This window comes from Pseudoalteromonas sp. S1608 (assembly GCF_005887265.1).
Lineage (GTDB): Bacteria > Pseudomonadota > Gammaproteobacteria > Enterobacterales > Alteromonadaceae > Pseudoalteromonas > Pseudoalteromonas undina.
Genome location: NZ_PNDK01000024.1, coordinates 1 through 18,995 on the forward strand (window position 1 = coordinate 1; position 18,995 = coordinate 18,995).

The 18,995-nt window shown below is 38.2% G+C and carries 16 protein-coding genes; 3 read left to right on the forward strand and 13 right to left on the reverse strand.

Features of this window, described 5'->3' with window-relative positions:
* Nucleotides 1-503: 503 nt before the first annotated feature.
* On the reverse strand, nucleotides 504-1,148 hold the full coding sequence (gene pyrE, locus CWB75_RS11135; RefSeq protein ID WP_054202965.1) for an orotate phosphoribosyltransferase: 645 nt from the start codon (nucleotides 1,146-1,148) through the stop codon (nucleotides 504-506).
* A 14-nt stretch (nucleotides 1,149-1,162) separates the two neighbouring features.
* Nucleotides 1,163-1,876: a ribonuclease PH gene (gene rph, locus CWB75_RS11140; RefSeq protein WP_008111261.1), complete on the reverse strand. Its 714-nt coding sequence runs from the start codon at nucleotides 1,874-1,876 to the stop codon at nucleotides 1,163-1,165.
* Between the two features lie 180 nt (nucleotides 1,877-2,056).
* Between rph and CWB75_RS11145 the strand changes: the two genes are divergently transcribed.
* Nucleotides 2,057-2,917: a YicC/YloC family endoribonuclease gene (locus CWB75_RS11145; protein ID WP_008464069.1), complete on the forward strand. Its 861-nt coding sequence runs from the start codon at nucleotides 2,057-2,059 to the stop codon at nucleotides 2,915-2,917.
* A gap of 60 nt (nucleotides 2,918-2,977) precedes the next feature.
* Here CWB75_RS11145 and CWB75_RS11150 read toward each other — a convergent pair whose 3' ends face one another.
* A complete protein-coding gene (locus CWB75_RS11150) occupies nucleotides 2,978-4,978 on the reverse strand; it encodes an ATP-binding protein (RefSeq protein ID WP_138570661.1) in 2,001 nt (666 codons plus the stop codon).
* 167 nt (nucleotides 4,979-5,145) lie between these two features.
* Between CWB75_RS11150 and CWB75_RS11155 the strand changes: the two genes are divergently transcribed.
* Nucleotides 5,146-6,018 carry a gluconeogenesis factor YvcK family protein gene (locus CWB75_RS11155; protein ID WP_138570662.1) on the forward strand — a complete coding sequence of 291 codons (873 nt, stop codon included), beginning with the start codon at nucleotides 5,146-5,148 and terminating at the stop codon, nucleotides 6,016-6,018.
* Here the strand turns inward: CWB75_RS11155 and CWB75_RS11160 are convergent.
* Entirely contained in the window at nucleotides 6,015-6,347 is a 333-nt protein-coding gene (locus CWB75_RS11160; protein ID WP_010392915.1) for an Hpt domain-containing protein, read from the reverse strand. The genes CWB75_RS11155 and CWB75_RS11160 overlap by 4 nt on opposite strands.
* A 21-nt stretch (nucleotides 6,348-6,368) precedes the next feature.
* Between CWB75_RS11160 and CWB75_RS11165 the strand changes: the two genes are divergently transcribed.
* Nucleotides 6,369-7,388, forward strand: coding sequence for a glycosyltransferase family 4 protein (locus tag CWB75_RS11165; protein WP_138570663.1), 1,020 nt, complete (start codon nucleotides 6,369-6,371; stop codon nucleotides 7,386-7,388).
* Here the strand turns inward: CWB75_RS11165 and CWB75_RS11170 are convergent.
* The 9 genes from CWB75_RS11170 to CWB75_RS11210 all read right to left on the reverse strand — a co-directional run bounded on the left by CWB75_RS11170 (nucleotide 7,383) and on the right by CWB75_RS11210 (nucleotide 18,875).
* On the reverse strand, nucleotides 7,383-8,789 hold the full coding sequence (locus CWB75_RS11170; protein ID WP_138570664.1) for a sigma-54-dependent transcriptional regulator: 1,407 nt from the start codon (nucleotides 8,787-8,789) through the stop codon (nucleotides 7,383-7,385). The two genes, CWB75_RS11165 and CWB75_RS11170, sit on opposite strands and share 6 nt — an antisense overlap.
* Nucleotides 8,790-8,886: 97 nt before the next feature.
* Nucleotides 8,887-10,347 carry a SpoIIE family protein phosphatase gene (locus tag CWB75_RS11175; RefSeq protein WP_010392921.1) on the reverse strand — a complete coding sequence of 487 codons (1,461 nt, stop codon included), beginning with the start codon at nucleotides 10,345-10,347 and terminating at the stop codon, nucleotides 8,887-8,889.
* A 7-nt stretch (nucleotides 10,348-10,354) separates the two neighbouring features.
* Complete coding sequence (locus CWB75_RS11180; protein ID WP_055013286.1) at nucleotides 10,355-11,059, reverse strand: cellulose synthase operon protein YhjQ/BcsQ; 705 nt, start codon at nucleotides 11,057-11,059, stop codon at nucleotides 10,355-10,357.
* Entirely contained in the window at nucleotides 11,056-13,140 is a 2,085-nt protein-coding gene (locus CWB75_RS11185; RefSeq protein ID WP_138570665.1) for an SLBB domain-containing protein, read from the reverse strand. Before CWB75_RS11185 ends, CWB75_RS11180 begins: the two co-directional genes overlap by 4 nt.
* Nucleotides 13,141-13,143: 3 nt before the next feature.
* Complete coding sequence (locus tag CWB75_RS11190; protein WP_010392927.1) at nucleotides 13,144-13,998, reverse strand: OmpA family protein; 855 nt, start codon at nucleotides 13,996-13,998, stop codon at nucleotides 13,144-13,146.
* Between the two features lie 20 nt (nucleotides 13,999-14,018).
* The gene (locus CWB75_RS11195; RefSeq protein ID WP_010392928.1) at nucleotides 14,019-14,327 is read right to left on the reverse strand and encodes an STAS domain-containing protein; all 309 of its coding nucleotides are present in this window, start codon (nucleotides 14,325-14,327) and stop codon (nucleotides 14,019-14,021) included.
* A 166-nt stretch (nucleotides 14,328-14,493) separates the two neighbouring features.
* A complete protein-coding gene (locus CWB75_RS11200) occupies nucleotides 14,494-16,293 on the reverse strand; it encodes a sugar transferase (protein ID WP_138570666.1) in 1,800 nt (599 codons plus the stop codon).
* 10 nt (nucleotides 16,294-16,303) lie between these two features.
* The gene (locus tag CWB75_RS11205; RefSeq protein WP_138570667.1) at nucleotides 16,304-17,380 is read right to left on the reverse strand and encodes a glycosyltransferase; all 1,077 of its coding nucleotides are present in this window, start codon (nucleotides 17,378-17,380) and stop codon (nucleotides 16,304-16,306) included.
* 1 nt (nucleotide 17,381) lies between these two features.
* Nucleotides 17,382-18,875, reverse strand: coding sequence for a GumC family protein (locus tag CWB75_RS11210; RefSeq protein WP_138570668.1), 1,494 nt, complete (start codon nucleotides 18,873-18,875; stop codon nucleotides 17,382-17,384).
* Between the last annotated feature and the right edge of the window lie 120 nt (nucleotides 18,876-18,995).

An 18,995-nucleotide genomic window follows, 5' to 3' on the forward strand; every position in this document is an offset into this window, starting at 1 on the left:
AGCGTTGGCGTTCCCCGTCTCAGTGGGGTCGCATTATAGGGAGATCCGAAAACAGATCAACCCTTTTTTGAAGAAAACTTGAAATAAACGACTGTTCGTTGGATATTTGAACAATAGGTACTAAAAACACAACATAACTATCAATTTATTAACAATAAACACGTAACTTAAGCTTTTAACCGTTATATCTACTTAAATAAGCTCTATTAAAACACTCGCAACTAAGATGATCATAATGATCACTAGCAATAATCTACCCGAATAGATCCCATATATAACAAAGTCAGGAAAATAAGACGCTGCAGCTAGCATACTGTTAATGTTACTACGGTGAATTGAAGTAGGTAAGAGTGATACCACAGTATTAATAAAATCACGGCTATTAATAGTGCCTACCTGAAGGTGGCTTTTGTTTATGTGTATTAGCAAAGCCTTAATATAAGTAGGAGTTACTTTTGCTCTATTTTAGGCAAAATAAAGCCCCGCATTTGCGAGGCTACTATTTATGCTACACCATATTGATCCCGGTAAGCTTTTACCGCGGCTAAATGCTCATCCATAGTTCCTTGGAGCTCTAGGTAACTAATTAAATCAGCCAATTTAACGATTGAAGTAACTTGAGTATTAAAGTCACGTTCTACTTCTTGTATAGCAGAAAGCTCTGCTTTACCTTTTTCTTGACGATCAAGTGCAATTAAAACACCACTTAAATCTGCGCCATTATCCGCAATAATTTCCATTGACTCGCGAATAGCTGTACCGGCGGTGATCACATCATCAACTAACATGATCTTACCTTTAAGCTCAGATCCAACTAAGCTACCACCTTCACCGTGTGCTTTTTTCTCTTTACGGTTAAAACAATAAGGTACATCTTTATTATAATGATCAGCTAACGCAACTGCGGTTGTTGTTGCAATTGGAATACCTTTATAAGCAGGACCAAATAGTACATCATATTCAATTGCTGCATCTTCAAGTGCCGCTGCATAAAAGCGACCTAAGCGCGCTAAGTCACGACCTGTATTAAACAAACCCGCATTAAAGAAGTAAGGGCTAGTACGGCCAGACTTTAAAGTAAACTCGCCAAACTTTAATACCTGCTTTTCTAAAGCAAACTCAATAAACTCTTTTTGATATTCTTTCATTGCCAGTTACCTATTTATGCTAGTGCTTGCTTTTGTACATCAATAATTTCACGAATTGAATGCTTAGCGAGTGTAAGTAGCTCATCAAGTTCGTCAAACGAGAAAGGTTCACCCTCAGCGGTTCCTTGTACCTCAATAATTTTACCGGTTTCAGTTAAAATTACATTCATGTCAGTTTCAGCGTCAGAATCTTCTAGGTATTCTAAATCGCTAATCGCTTGGCCTTTATATATACCAACAGAAATAGCAGCGATCATATGTTTAAGTGGGTTTGAGTTAATCATCCCTTTTGCACGCATATACGTTAGTGCATCAACTAGCGCAACGCATGCACCGCTGATAGACGCTGTACGTGTACCACCATCAGCTTGGATTACATCACAATCAATAGTAATTGTGTTTTCACCGAGTGCTTTTAGATCGATTGCTGCACGTAAAGAGCGAGCAATCAGACGCTGAATTTCCATTGTACGACCGCCCTGCTTACCTCGCGTTGCTTCACGACTATTACGTGTGTGTGTTGCGCGCGGTAACATGCCATATTCTGCGTTTACCCAACCTTTACCTTGGCCTTTCATAAAGCGTGGTACGCCAGCCTCAACTGTCGCAGTACAAAGTACCTTAGTGTTGCCAAACTCTACCAATACTGAACCTTCAGCATGCAGAGTGTAGTTACGTGTAAACGTAACCGGTCTAATTTGATTAGGTGTTCTTTCGCTTGGACGCATTGACGATCCCCTTAATTCTGAATTTGCCACATTATATGTTGATGTGAATACAGATGCCATGTTGATTTATATTAAAGTGTGTTTAAAAAACACTCAGCAGTGTTAAATTTTCTTTAGAGCTTGGGCAGTGTTACGGTATAATAATCGTAATATTGTATTTAAAAATGTAGGAAAACATCCATGATCCACAGTATGACAGCTTATGCGCGTCGCGAAATAAAAGGCGAATGGGGCACTGGCACGTGGGAAGTTCGCTCAGTGAACCAACGTTATCTTGAAACCTTTATTCGTGCACCAGAGCAATTTCGTGGCATGGAGCCCGTTATACGCGAGCGTCTGCGTAAGCACTTACAGCGTGGTAAGGTCGAAGTTTTCTTAAAATTTGTAGCAAACCCTGCACATGTTGGTGAATTATCAATTAATCAATCTCTTGCTGAGCAGCTAATTAATAGTGCTAAGTGGGTACAACAACAAAGCAATGGTGATATTAATCCTGTTGACATTTTGCGTTGGCCTGGCGTGATGGAAGCGCAAGAAATTGATATGGATAGTGTAAATACAGCACTCATTACTGGGCTTGACCAAGTAATTGAAGACTTTAAATCGGCACGTGGTGATGAAGGTGCAAACCTTGAAGAAATGATAACTACACGATTAACCGCCATTTTAGAGCAAGTTGATATTGTTGAAGCACACATGCCAGAAATTACTAAATGGCAACGTGAAAAGTTAATACAAAAACTTGAAGATTTAACAACAAATATTGATGAGTCACGTCTTGAGCAAGAACTGATTTACCTTGCACAAAAGCAAGATGTAGCAGAAGAACTTGATCGTTTAAAATCGCACGTTAAAGAAACACGTAAAATTTTGAGTAAAGGTGGTGCTTGTGGTCGTCGTTTAGATTTTATGATGCAAGAGTTTAACCGTGAAGCAAATACCCTAGCTTCTAAATCAATCAACAGCGACATCACCAATGCTGCAGTTGAGCTAAAAGTATTGATAGAGCAAATGCGTGAGCAAATTCAGAATATAGAATAACAAACTATAACGTTAGAAAAGGCCATGATTATTCCTAATTATGGCCTTTTTTATTACCGGCTATAAAAGCGTACTTAAAGACGCTTTTAAGGTTTCAAACTTAATAGGCTTGGTAAGCACTTTATTAACACCTACTTTAAAACATGATGCCTTGTCATCGGTTGAAGCATTTGCGGTTAGTGCAAAAATAGGAATATCACTTAACAGCTCATGACGAATATGCTGCGTGGCGCTTAGTCCATCCATAGTCGGCATCATGATGTCCATTAAAATTAAATCAAAATGTTTGAGTTTCATAAACTCAATTGCTTCCACTCCATCATTTGCAATCGTGACTTTGTGATTTAGCTTTTGTAAAAACGCCTTAATAAGCACTTGATTGGTTTTATTATCTTCAGCAACCAGAACTGATAGTACAGGCTGTTTTGATGAAAACTCGGGTTTAATTTCATCAATAATCGCTTCTTTAAATGGCAGTAAAATAGTAAATGTACTACCTAACCCTAACTGCGTTTCAACATTAATAGAGCCCCCCATAAGCTCAATTAGATTTTTTGAAATACTGAGGCCTAACCCTACTCCTTCATTTTTTCTGTTTATACCTTCGTTAACTTGTCGAAACGGCTGAAATATAAAGCTTAGATCTTTCTTTGCAATGCCTACCCCTGAATCTTCGATAGTAAATTTTAGTTTGTCATCTACAATATTTGCACATAATGCAATATGTCCTGAGTGAGTAAACTTGAATGCGTTGCCAATGAGATTAAATAGTATCTGCCCCAGCCTAAATTCATCACCCATAATATAGGTAGGGATATCGTCATTAATCGAAACTGAAAAAATAATATCTTCACTGTCTTCAATAATATGCAATTGCCCAACGATATTCTCAATAAGCAGTTTTACATTTAGCGGTTTATTGGCGATTAATACAGTCCCTGATTCAATTTTTGAAAAATCTAATACGTCGGTAATTAATCCATAAAGAATATCAGCACTAGAGTTTGCATAATTCAACCATTGACGTTGCTCTTGAGTTAAATCGGTATCTATTAATAACTCTATCATCCCCATAATCGCATTCATGGGGGTTCTTATTTCATGCGACATGATGGTTAAAAATTTTGTTTTTGTTTTACTGGCTTCCTCAGCTTTAAGCTTTTCATTTTCAAGTGCAGTCTCTCGCTCTTTTGAGACTGTGATATCTTTGGCAATACCTAAATAGCCAATGAAATTTCCGTTTTCGTCAAATTGCGACTTACCATTGAGCGATACCCACAAAGGTATCGGGGCCTTAACCTCAAATTCAAAACCATTAAAATCCTCATGCTCAGCGACTAGTGCAGCAAAAGCTTGCCATTTCAGCGTGTTTTTTTGCTCATTTTTAGTACGCAAAGACTCAATGGTTTTATTAATAAATATTTGCGCATAGGTATTATCTTCTCTTTCTAAATTATTAACGCTGGTAAAGGTCATATCTGGCTCGGTTCGCCAAAACCACTCACTGGCTAATTCTTTAAATAATGTAGAAAGCTGAGAAAATTTATCAAGTAGTAAAACAGATTGATGGGTTTGCGCATGTAACTTATTTAATTGAAGAAAAGCGTGAAATACTTGCTGAAGAAACAAAATTATTGAGTGTGAAGCCAAAATATTATGGTTAATATTATTGATCACATGGGTGAAAATAAATAAGCACTGCTCTTTACCCGTATCAACCCCCATTAACAACGCTGTCTTTTTATTCTGGTTATTCACCTCTTCTGATAAAGCAAATAATTGTTCTGGCAAGGGATTGCAACTATATGAGTAACCTTTTTTTAGAGCCTGAATAAATGCAGCACATGGTGGCCATGTTTTCTCATAAAAATCGATATTAGTTGTGCCGATAGTTAAAAAATGATGATGTGTTTTCTTTAAAACTATGCAGTCTTGGTATTGAAGCAATGGCTGTAGTAAAGCTGACATAGTGGCTAAAATATCAATTTCATCATCACACTGGTGCAATAACGCTAACTGCTTCTGTAGTTCCGTAAGAGTCATTAATTCATTACGTTGCATACCCATTCCCTCAGCTAAAATGCATCGCGTTTTGCAAAAAATACCAAAATCGATGTTATGACTAATAAATATAGAACAAAATTTAATATAAATCATTGAGTTATTTTTTTGGCAGGATGGAATGATTTCTGCTTTATTAATATAAATAAATACATTAAGGCATAGCTATGAAGATAGTATGTATTGGTGGGGGTCACGGATTAGCGCAAGTATTAAGTGCGATAAAACCCTTATGTAGCCACCTAACAGCGATTGTAGCGACTACTGATAATGGTGGTAGCACTGGACGCATTAGAGAGGAGCAAAATTGTATCGCTTTAGGTGATATAAGGCGCTGCTGTGTTCAACTTGCCGGTGAAGGTACCCAAGCCCAGGCTATGTATGAACATAGGTTTACTCATGGTGATATGGCGGGTCATTGCTTAGGAAATTTAACACTGCTGGGGTTAATCCAGCAAACACAGTCTCCCACTCAAGCTATTGCTGCTTTTAACCATTTGCTTGGTAACAAAGAGACTGTGTTGCCTATGTCTGATTTACCCACAGATTTAGTAGCCGAGCTAAACAATGGTGAAAAAATATTTGGTGAATGCGCGATTGATGCCTTAAACGAGCTACCAAGCACCGTTTACTTATCAAAAGCAGTGCCGCCAGCAACAGGTACTATTGAGGCTATTTTAGATGCCGATTTAATAATCATTGGCCCAGGTAGTATTATTACTAGCGTAATGCCTGCTTTTTTAATTACAGAAATCACTGAAGCAATAAAAAAAACCTCTGCGTGTAGAGTATTTATTGAAAACACAGCGCAAGAAAGCAGCGTGATGCAACATACAAAAATTGCCGGCATTGACTGGTTACAAAAGAAGCTCGCCACTAAAGTATACGATTTAAGTATTTCTCCTTCTGCCATTATTGAAATTTTACAACAGGGAGAGAAGTGTAAGGAAACAGGCAAGCATTTACATAATATTAATGAACTAAAAAATGTATTTTCAGAGTTATTAAAAAGCTCTTTTAATACTGAAAAACACGCTTAATGATTTTGGGTAAGTTCTCTCATATGTTCGAAGGTTTTTTTACTTTGTGCATCAGCTAACTTTAAGAGGGTTACAACCTCGGTGTCTAAGCCATTGACCTTAACTTGCTGCTCAATAAGCTGGCACGTTTGCGCTAATCTTGTTGCACCAAAACTATAACCGCTACTTTTTAAGCTATGAGCGCACAGTTCAATTTCTGCGGCATCGGTTGAGGAAAGCATTTGCGCCACTAACTTTTTAGACTCATCAACAAAAACGTTTATCAGTTCAATGGCCATACTATCACCAACATCATACTTTAGTTGTTCTATTACAGATGTATCTATCATAATTTTCTTTTGGAGCTCATTGTGAATAATCAGATTATATTGTTTGTAGACTCTTCAATGATTGGTGGTATTGAAACTCATATTATAGAGTTATACAAGCTGCTTCACAGAAATCAGGTTAGTTGTTCAATTTTATTTTATAAAAATCATGGGAATAATGAGTTTTACGAGTTACTTGATAAGCAAAGCATACCGTATAATTTTCTGCAAGGTACACTCATTAGTTTAATCAAACGGTTTCGCAGTTATGATCGCAATACAGTTATTCATACCCATGGTTACAAAGCCGGTATTTTGGGGCGTTTAGTATGTAAGATCACGAATAATCATTGTGTTAGTACCTATCACGCGGGGGAAACTGGCAAAGGAAAGATGTGGCTTTATAACAGACTAGATTTATGGCTTAGTCGATTATCAACCAACTTTGCAGTGTCTGAAAAAATAATTAAAACAATAACAAATGCTCAATTACTAGAAAACTTCATAGCAATAACCGAACCTCCCAGCACTGATTTTGCACAACCGTTACTTAGAATCGGGTTTGTTGGGCGCTTATCTTATGAAAAAGGCCCTGATATATTTTATGAGTTAGCTGAAAGTATGCAGACTAATAAACAGGTGCAGTTTCACCTTTTTGGTGATGGCCCGATGCGTGATCGTATTCCACAGCTAAACAACCTTAATTACCATGGCTTAACAGCCCGAGACGATATTTGGCAGCATTTAGATGCCCTACTTATTTGCTCAAGAGAAGAAGGCCTGCCTATGACGCTTCTAGAAAGTATGGCGCATTATAAAATAGTTATTAGCAGCCCTGTGGGTGCTATTCCTAGCATTATAAACAATGGGGTTAATGGCTTTTTAATGAAATCAGCAAATACACTAGAGTGCCAACAATCGATAGAATCATTACTTGCCTTATCTACAACGCAAAAAAGCGAAATGGCACACTCAGCATACACTATGCTTGAGGAGCGTTTTTCAGGTAGAAAACAATTTAACTTGCTGCAAAATGCTTATACAGCAAAAACATTATTATAAATTTTCTTCCCACCCTTTAATTTTTCGGTACAGGGTTGAAGGGCTTACATCTAAAAGAGCGGCAGCTTTGGGAATATTAGTTGCGCATATTTTTATGACCCGCTCTATATATTCTTTTTCGGCGATCCACAAAGCCTTAACCTCACTTTCAACCTGCGGTAACTCTTCAAACTCTTGAACTGGTAACGATGTATGTTGCTCTTTAACCAGCCCCTCGTTACCTGACTCTTTTTGCGGGCTTTGTGGCAATGCTGGTAGCATAGATACATCAATCCACTCTTGTGGGTTAAGCACTAAAATATTACGGATCACATTTTCCAGCTGCCTAACATTACCAGGCCAATCGTATTGTGCTAAAAAGTGCTTCACATCATCGGTTATCCCTTTATAAGGATGTTGCTCTTCCTTGGCTATTTTAATAAATAGCGCTTGCGCTATTTCGATAATATCTCTGCCGCGCTCTCTAAGTGGCGGCAACTCAATAGGAATAACATGTAATCTGTAATACAAATCTTCTCTAAATCGACCTGCCTCAACCTCAGCAAGCGGGTTTCTATTGGTAGCACAAACAAACCTCACATCAACCTTAACTTGTTTTTCGCTACCGACTTGTTGATAAGTACCTGTTTGAATAAAACGAAGTAATTTACTTTGTAAATTAATATCCATTTCACATAACTCATCTAAAAACAATGTCCCCCCATCCGCCTGCCCTGCGGCACCCAATCGGTTTGCAATTGCTCCAGTAAAAGCACCTTTTAAATGGCCAAATATTTCACTTTCAATCAAATCTTTGGGGATAGCAGCACAATTAAGTGCAACAAAGGGCTTGTCGGCACGAGTAGAGGCTTGATGAACTGCCCGTGCACAAAGCTCTTTGCCAGTACCACTTTCACCGGTAATAAAGACTGTGGCTTTACTCGCTGCAGCAGAGCTAATAACTTGATACACCGATTGCATTTGCTTGGAGCTACCAATCAAGTCAAAGTAACGGCCATTTTCATAAATATTTTTATACTTGGTGACCGTTTGTTTTAAATCTTTTATTTTGAGAGTGTTGTTAATAGTTATACGAAAACGTTCTGCCTCTACAGGCTTTTCTAAAAAATCACTAGCGCCTAACTTAATCGCTTGAATCGCCATTTCTTTGGTAGCATGCCCAGTTAATACAACAACTTGCGGAAAGTTATCAGGTTCTAGCTGAGCTAGAATATCTAGCCCGTTCATGTCGGGTAACATGACATCAAGCACTATCAGGTCGGGTTTTATTTTATTAATAATATCAAGAGCGGTTGCCCCATCATTTGCCACCAGTGTGTTTACACCTGTCGGTAAAAGATAAGACTGATACATCATAGCAAGCGACTGGGTGTCTTCTACAATCAGTATTGTTGGTGGCATAATCCCATTCCTTTTAGCGACTCGCTAAGAATTATTTAGAGAAAAAATATTAACTTATGGATATTAAGTTAACTATACATAGTTAATTAAATCAAATTCAATTGATGATTATTAATGAGGCATCATCCACTTCTTTAGAAAGCGCAACCTGAGAATTTTTCCATAACGAGTGTGCAAAATCCTCTGCTGAGGAGCTTTGCATAGGGATGATTTTTTTTAATTCAGTCATTTCGTCTTTATCGGTAAAGCGGTTATCCGTCCAACCATCAGTGTAAAGTATAATGTGTTCAACATTATCGAGCTTGGCTTCATATAAAGTATATTGATGATCATTAGACAGCCCAAGCAATGGTCCGGTACCATTTAGCTGAGATAGCTCACCATTTTTACTGATAATAACCGGTGCGGGATGGCCAGCATTGAGCCAATACAACTTATTATTTTCTAAAAAACAAATCATTAAAGTGACTAAGCTTGATTTACATAATTGCTGTTTATAAAGCGCATTATTCAGCGCAACGAGCATTTCTTGATACGCTAACCCGGTCGCTAAAAAGCCACTTATAAAACCTTTTATAGCAAAGCTTTCTTTGAGCGCTTGTAAGCCATGGCCCATCATATCACCGAGTATAAAAGCAGTACCTTCATCATTAATTGGCATAAAAAAGTCACCGCCATTACCCACACTAATAGAGCCAAAAATATGCGCTGTTTTTCCATGCCCTAAAAGCACTTTAGAAGGTGTTAATCCGAATGTACTTTGATAGGACAAGTATGCAAATCGATGAGTTACTCGCTCTATGCTTTGTAATAACTTATTTTTTTTAACTGGTTTTATTAAGTAATCATCAACCCCTAATCGATTAATTTTACTGATCACTTCTTCGCTATCATCGCCAGTTAACATCACCACCGATAACTGAGATTTTAAATTCGATTTATTAAGCTTTTCCAGTAATGGCTCACACGTTCCTTGTTTAAGTTTATGATCAAGTAACAATATACTAGCATCAGAGGTTAAAATAGCTTGCCAACCAGCCTCTATGTTTTCGCAGGTGATGACATTAAATTTATCTTTTAGGTAGGCGCTCATTAATGCCAACTGAGTGATGTCATCGTCGACATAAATAATACTCGGTCGCTTATCAATGTTCGTTAAAGGAAAAGAAAAATAGTTTTTACCTGCTCGCGTGTCATAGGTAGCATCAGCAAAGTAATGGCGAATAAGCTCGACCCCCATCCCTCCTTCTACCAACTCATCCGATGCTAATGTCCATGATGAGTTGTTTTGTTTAAATAAATTATAAGGCTTAAGTTCATCTATAAAAGTTAATTGGTAAGTATCATGATTTATTTGGTTAATACGCAACATTATAAGCTGCTCATCGCCCTCATTATGGCGAATTAAGTTAGTTAGGTATTCGGTTGCGACTAAGCCTGCTGCATCCGCTTCATCTCTGGTCACCGATAAAGCGCCCAGTACATGCTTAAGTACTTGGCGTATTTCAGTTAAGGTCGGCCATAATAATTCAAAACGCCGCTCAAATAATATATCCATAAAAGTCTCAGTAATGTTTAAACAACCACTTTTGCTTGTTTATTTTGCTGGTTAAAAAAGCGCACAACCTTGGCCATTTTGAAGAATGTCGTTGGAAGAGCAGTAGCATGCGCTCCCCTAAAGGAGCAAAGCTATGTTGACTTACCAGTAACTTTATATTGCTATGACCCGCTTGCTTAAGTTCTGCAACGCCTTGACATAACGACTCTTCATTATTAATACCTAGCGCAATAGTAACCAAGGTCAGCTCGCTACATAAGCTTAAAGAATGCAGTGGTACATTATTACGATTTAACTTTAATGCTGGCGACATATCCAGCAACACATAATCATATTCTTGCTTTAAACGCAGTACCGCTTCATTTAAAACATGTTTGTTTTTTGCTGAATCAATTGACTCTAAATTGTGAATTGTAAGTACTTCAATACCTTGATAAGGCATAACACTGAGCTGACAGGAAATATCATCAAAACGCCACAACTTAGTCAATGTAGGCAGCTGTTTGTCTAAACGAAACGAACTAATAGGGTTAAGGTCGATAACGAGTACTGACTTATTTTGACTTTTTAAACGTTGAGCAACACTAATACAGGCTGTGGATGAACCTTCGCCACCGTACAAAGAAATAAACGTCACGCACCGTGCTTCATCATCAATCAAGGTGTTACAGATGGTTTCTAGTTCATGGTACTGCCCAGGTATCAAGTTCATAAGCTTATCACCAAGGCAATTATGGTTATAAAGTCGAGGAAGTTATCTTTAAATTGACTAATTAGGTCTTGACCTTTATCGGGCACATATAGCGTATCTCCAGCTCTAAGTACCGGAATATTGGCCGAGTTTGGAGACTTTATAAATTCCTCAAGATTAAACACGCGAGATTGTTCTTTACAGCATGAATGGTTAACAACCACTATTTTGTCAATGAGAGCTGAACTTGACGGCCCTCCAGCTTCAGCAAGCACATCTAAAATAGACATCGTATCATCAAAGTTATATCGACCCGGCTTTTGCACTGCTCCCATAATACGAACAACTCGCTCTTTAGGGGTACGTAACCAATCTTTGTCTTTTTCTGGAATAAATATTGTGTCGCCGGGTGACACATGAGGAAATAACGTTTCATCACCAGTTTCAAAATACATCGCTAAATCAAGTTTGCTCACTCGAGCGCGATTACCATTACGGTGCGTAACTCTAATATTACGAATATCCGCACTACCATTAGGACCATCTGCTGCTGCCAAAATATCAATAAAATGCATATTGTCATTGAACGCATAGCGCCCAGGGGAACCTACTTGCCCCATGATATAAATAGACTTGCTCGATTCTTGACGTATCCATTGCGATTTATTGTCTCCGGGGTCTACTGGTAACTCTTCAACAATAATAGTATCGCCAGCAATTAAACTCGGCAGCGCAATTTCACCGTTAGTAATGGTGTACTTTTCAAGATCAAATCGCTGGGTGACATCGCCATTTCGCAAAATTTTAATATCGTTCACGTTAGCCCCTTTAGTAGGGCCACCAGCATGCGCTAACAAATCAGTAAAGTCCATTTCATCACTCCACTCATAACGACCAGGAGATTGAATAGCGCCTATAATTTTAATCGCTCGTTTTGTCGGAATTTTTAACCAGCTTTTTTCGTTAACATCTATTTTTTCAGGAACAAATATTACATCACCGGGGTTTAAATCGGGCACTTTAGCGGTGGTTAATCCCTCACTATAACCCTGTAAATCAAAAAGTATGCTCTCTCCGGCAGGGGTTAATATTTTTATTTGCCGTGTTTCTGCAAAGCGCGTTGGGCCCCCTGCATTTGCTAAAATGTCTAAAAAGTTAGTACTGTCGGCAGCCTCATAGGCACCGGGCTTTTGTACCTCACCCATAATATAAACCGTGCGCGATGTGGTATTTACATCATCCACCATAATCGGCACATATATGGTTGATCCCGCTTTTAGTAGCGGCATGTTGCTATCGGTAGGTTTATCTAAATATGCTTTTAAATCAAAAATAACAGGAGCTTTATCAACAATCACTCTAATTTTAGTTACATCCGCATAGCGAGTAACCCCTTCCGCCCGCATCAGCGCATCTAGAAGCGTCATATTTTCTTTAAACGAAAAACTACCAGGGTTATGCACTTCGCCAAGCATAGTAATGGCACTGTTGTCGCTTGCATCCCCTGTAGCACTAAGCGTTTGTGCATCAAAATCAATTTGTACGTTACCAAGGAGTGGAGAAACAGGCACAAACACAGTATCTTCACTTTTAAGCTTTGGTAATAAATTTATGTCGCCTGAGTCTAAATATGCTTTGTAATTAAATTCAATTACTTCATCTTTGCGCCTTATTTGTAAGCGATCGAGCTGTGCGCCAGGTCTTAGGCCATTTGCTTTAGCTATCACCATTTGAATATTACCATCATCGGGAATACTCACCTGTGAGGGTGTGATCACATACCCTAAAACATTAATAAATATATCTCTGCTTCTCAGCTCCACATAAAAGTCATCTATTGCAACAAACAACTCTGCAAGAATAGGTTTAAGTTCTGCCTCTATTTGCGCAACCGTTTTATTACCTACCTGAAACTGCCCCACCTCAGGTATATTAATTTGACCTTTTTTGTCGACCTCAAAAGTTGTTTCAAATTCAAGTTCCCCTGGCACATATAAAAACAGCTTATTACCTGCTTGTACTATGGATTCATCGGCTTGCGCTGCAAACGTAGAGTTCGTTATTAAAAAGAAAAAAATGAAGACAGTAAAAATAAATCTCATACGTTACTCCTTTTTCTTTTCAATAATTTTAGTCCAATTCATTAGTGACTTTACTTGTTTGCTATTTTCACTTTGCGCGTTAGCATCTAATATAATAGCCTCAACTCGGCGGTCTGAATGGCGTTTTTGCTCACTTTGCTCCGACTCACTAAATGGTTTTAAACTGCCTTGGGTTAAAGTGGTAATGTTATAGGTAGGCACGCCATAAACACCCAGCCAATGCTTAACAGTTTCAGCGCGCTTTAAAGCCAGCTCATAATTACTATTTTTACTGCCTACAGAGTCAGTATGCCCGATAAGCAAAATACTAATACTTTCTAATTGTTTAATTAAATCGGCTGCTTGAGCAACCCGTACGGCATATTTAGGGGTTATTTCAAAGGCATTGAATGCAAATTGGTTATCACTATTTAACAACTCCGCTATTTGCTCTTTTACATTAACTAAAGCGGGTTGTTCATCAGTCGATGCAGCGCAATTAGTCAACTTTCTAACGGTATCAAAGTGATTAGCTAATTGATTAAGGCCATGATAATGAATTAATAAGTCGTGCTCCGCGTCTTCCCACATTTGGGCTGCAATTAAACGTCGGATACGATTTTCATAAATTTGAGCTTTTAATAACTGCGCTGGCATACAGGCATTAATATCTTGCGACTTTAATAATTCAAGCTTAAGTTCTAAGTGCTCAAACTCACTACGAACAATACCCTCAGGTTGATTAAATGTTTCATCAAGCTGCTGATCATCTAATGGATAGTTTTGGTATTTTTCGGCCATACCTCCTTGTCCTTCATCCGGCCAAGAAGCACACCCACCTAAAAATATGAAAATGACAATTGCTATGCGCGCCTTCATAAAACTCTCCCTGGTAACCTCTACACAGCGTCAATAAATGGAATGGTTTTATCCACTCTTAATAAATTCATTAACTTAAACGGTTGTCCTGTGACATTAAGTAAAGATAGCTTATTACTATGTTTTTCAATTCTTTTATATAGAAAAACAATAGCACCTATTCCTGAAGAGTCGATAAATTCGGTTTTAGAAAAGTCTAAAACAACAAAATTCGAGTCTTGCTCAACGAGCAGCTCAAACTGATCTTTTAGCTCATCGACAGCAAAGCCTGAAAAGTCATCAGGAATGGTAATAACGGTTTGATCGGTTTTGTTGGCTACATTTTTCATTTTAATTACCTATTAAAAGTATGAACTCAAATAGACAGTTACAAGAAGAATGCCAAACTTAAACCACTGAAATATATTAACTTTAATGGTTTGTTAATTGATTTTTGAAATAGAAGTGCATAATGCAATTGCTTTTTGGGTGTGCAATTGCATTATGCGAAGCGGGTTATTGGCCTTTACCAGTAAAAATAACAACCAATGTTTTAAATAAAATAGTCAATTCCATATAACACCAGCTACGAGCTGATGAGGTGCTCAACATATAGGCGTAATCCCAGCCAATTTTATTGCGTGCATCATCAATAGTTTCATCATAACCATTCATCACTTGTGCTAACCCAGATATGCCTGGTTTTATGCCATAGGTACGCTGACAAAAATACGGAATATCTTTTTCAAGTTTTAAATAAAAAACAGGTCGTTCAGGACGTGGCCCTATCAGCGACATATCGCCTATGAGTACATTCCATAACTGTGGTAATTCATCTAATCTTGTTTTGCGAATAAACCGCCCTACCGAGGTAATACGCGGATCATCTTTACTTGCCCACACCGCTCCACTTTTAACCTCAGCATCAACCACCATAGAGCGAAATTTTAATACGTTAAAAAGTGCCACAAAGTCATCATCACTCTGCCCTACTCGTAACTGTTTAAACAACACTGGTCCTTTAGAGCTGAACTTAATCACCAATGCAACCATGAGCATTACAGGAGACAGAATAATTAGGCCAATAGTGGAGCCTAAAATATCAATGCCGCGCTTTACTGCTCTAATCACAAGATTATTAGACTGCTTAGTTTGGTGAACGCGCTGCCAATGCTCACTATATTCACCGCGTTCAAATTTAATAATCCCCCAAAAAGCACACAAGTATGCCGCTACAATATAGTTAATACTGTCGATCACCGGCCATTTAGTCTTTATGCTCAAAAGCTGTTTTAATGCACCCAGTCCATGTACAACGGCTAATGTAATACAGGCTACTTTGGCTAAAAACACGTTAGAAAAAACCGCCAGAAAAATTAGTAATCCATAAATCAGTACCAGTATAATGGGCATAATGCCACGTAATACCTTGTGCGAAATATAATTAAAGCTTACCCAGCCTAATTTTGGATTAAATAGCTCAGACAGCATTTTAATTTGTTGCCAATTGCCAGCACCTAACCTTACTCTTCTTGCGTAATCATGGCTTTGTTTATCGCATTCACGTTCAACAATGTTGATCTCGCTATTTACTAGCGCTTTACCACCTTTATTAAGTGCTTTCATCGACAAAATAAAATCATCGTTTATAGTGCTCGCATCTAATAACTGAGCATATTCGGCGCGTATAGCAAACATGGCACCAGGTACGCCAATAACAGCGCCTAATGATGACTCCATACTTTTTACTTTATTTTGATATTGCCAATACTGTTGCTGCTCTTTGGTGGCTAAGTCATCTAATATATAAACCCCAGTGATCACATTGACCTGAGGGTCTTTAAAATCAGTATCAATTTTATTTAGTACATCAACGCTCAGTAACGCACTAACATCGGTGAACAGTAATACATCGTAATTTGGCTTGGTTAGTTTTATTAACTCATTAACACCAAACGACTTGCCTTTATTGACCTTATTAAAATGCAAATGGCACACTACATTTTGCTTTGCAAGATGCGATTGAGCAATCATCGCCTCGTCATAGGTTTTGTCTGTACAGCCATCAAGGTAAATATGAATAGCATACTGCTCTGTGCTGTATAACATAGAGCCCAGGTTATAGAGCTTTTCACGAATATGTTCTTGCTCGTTGTAGGCGCACATTAAAATACCAAAGCGCGTGGTTGGCGGGGTAGCGCTTGATTCGACGTTTGCTTCATCGTTACTAAAAAGCTTTAATAACAATAAGTAACCAACATGATGGTACAATACCAACACTATCAAAATCGCCAATGTAATCAGTAAAAAAGTCATTGTAATCCCCTTATGAAGCTAAACCATTATAAAAATGGTCATAGGCTTCACTCATTGTGTTTGCATCCGCAATTGAGAGAATATACTCTCGAATGCATTGCCCGTGCTTCATTTCCAATGCTTTCAATAGGGCAAGTTTTAAGCCAAAAGAATCATTAGGCTTTACTAAAATACCCTGCTCATTACTGACCACTTCGCTAATGCCACCGACATCAGTTGCCACTATTACTTTGCCACATGCCATCGACTCTAAAATAGATAGAGGTAAGCCCTCTCGTTGCGAGTACAAGCACATCACATTAATGGCAGAATAAAATAATTCCATATGCTGCACATTTCCTAAAAAATGTACTCGCTCTACCACACCTAGTGACACTGCAGCACTCATCAATGAAAAACGTAAACTGCCATTCCCAGCAAATACGAGTTCAATCTCTTTGGGTAGCGCGGGCAGTAATTTAATTAAATCTAAATGACCCTTACCTGGCTCTAAACGCGCAGAACAGCCAATAAGTTTTTTGTCGTGCGGTAAGTTAAGCTTAATCCGTGCAGTAGCGTCATCTGTATCTATAAACTGCTGAAAATCAATGCCGTTAAGAATAGTACTATCAGCTTTAATAGCAGTTTCGTTATAAAACTCATTAGCGACCACGTTTGCATCAGCCACCCAATGGATTTTAGTTAGCTTATTCAATACCTTTGTGATCACTCGCTGTTTAAAATTTTTTAAATACCACGCATCATGAATTGTCGATACGTGTTTAACACTCGGGTTAACTAAACAGGTGAGGCTAGCGTAAAGCATTGGGCCAATGTGATGGCTATGAATCACTGTAATATTATGTTTTTTAATTATTTCACTAAGCTTTTTAATTACACTTAGTTCAAATTTAGGGGCTTTGTTTAAGCTTATAAGTTTTTGATCAAAGGCTGACAGTGCGGGCCATTCATTTATTGCGTCCCGTTCAGTCCCTTCCAAAGAAACAATAATACTGGTGTCTGCAAATCGACTTTTTTGCATTAAAGTCACGGCCATTTTTTCCAGCCCACCTATTTTAAAGTGTTGAACTAAATGTAAAACGTTCATGTTAATTTCCCTCACTAAGGAAGTGCATTGATGGACTAACCCCAGCATGTAACGTGCTGTGACCAACAATGGGTAAAATGGTAACCACGTCTAATGACGATAGTTTTTCAATGGTTTGAATATCTTTTAAATGACTGTCGAATAAGGTAGCAACAAACACACAGGTGACACTGGTAAATATGCCTAAAACAATACCCATAATAATTGCCACCACGAGTGAAGTATTAATTGGTTGAGTGGGACTATAAGCTCGCTCAATGGTTTTAACTTTGTCAGGGCCTTCATACTTAACCAGCTTGCCTGTCACTTTTGCCATTTCGTAACGCCCTAACATGTCTTTATATAATGACTGTTTAACATCGTAGTCACGCTCGAGCTTTCTAAGTTGTTTTTCTATATCACTAGTTACTAATAAGCGATCACTTACTGAATTGACTTGTTTTTCTAACATGTCGTATTCTTGCTGATGCTGCAGAACATTATTTTTAGCTTCTTCTAGAGCGAGTATTTGTGACACCAACACATTACTTTCATTGTCATTTCCACTGGGTAAGGTATTAGCCATTTGCCAAAGCTGATCAATATTAGTGGCATCAAGGCCTTTACCACTTTCAATTAACGCTTGTTGCCGCGCTTTAATACTGAGTAATTCACGTTTTTTGGATACCACTTTGCTGTGTTTATCGGTATAACGAGTTTTTAAAACACTAAGCTCTGATTCTGCAGTAATTATTTTCTCTTCTATACGACCGAGAATCGGGTTTGCTTGACCCATTTTTGTAGTAAGTGCCTCAAGCTTGGCATTAGCGCCTGAGAGCACAATGGACTTTTGTTGTTGATCACTTAATAACTTATCGAAAGTTTGCCTATTACTGTGTAAAACAGCGGGTAAGGTATTACTGTTTTTTGCTTTAAAGCTTGCCAATGAAGCCTCAGAAATCTCCAACTCTTCTCTTAAACTTACCAGTTGCTGATAAAAAAATTGCTCAGAGGTATCCAGTGATGCTTTCGTTGGGGCTAATAAACTTTCTATAAATTTCTCTACCACTTTTTCTAGCACTGCCTTCATTTGGGTTTGGTCATGCCAAATAAAGTTAACCCGAACTAGCTCGTCTCCCACCAATGATAAGGAAAGCGCCTGTGAAAGCTCTTGATGTATTTTTTCTATTTTGGCGGGAGATGCATCCTTTGGTACTAAATTGGTTTCTTTTGCCACGGCAATCAGAACTTTGCGGCTGATCACTAAGGTACGCAAAGCTGCCATCCTATTTGATAAATCAAACGAGAACGACAAATCATCTAAATAGGGATTAAGCAGCGCCGATTCTTCTATAAGAATAGTGGCGTGGTTTGTATATTGTTTTTGTGACGTTGCCGCTAATACAATCACTACTACGGGTACAATCAGCAACGGCAAAACAAATAACTTTGCCCTGGTGTAAACAGCGTACAAAGCTAAATAAAGTAATCTTTTTATTTGCTCTCTAACTAACATATTCGCTACCCATTGATTTGCATATTGCTATGCGAAGCTTTGCGGCTATTTGCAAAATAAAAATTTACAGCGTAAATAGCCTTCTTTAATGGAGTAGTTGCACAGGGCGCGCCAATATTA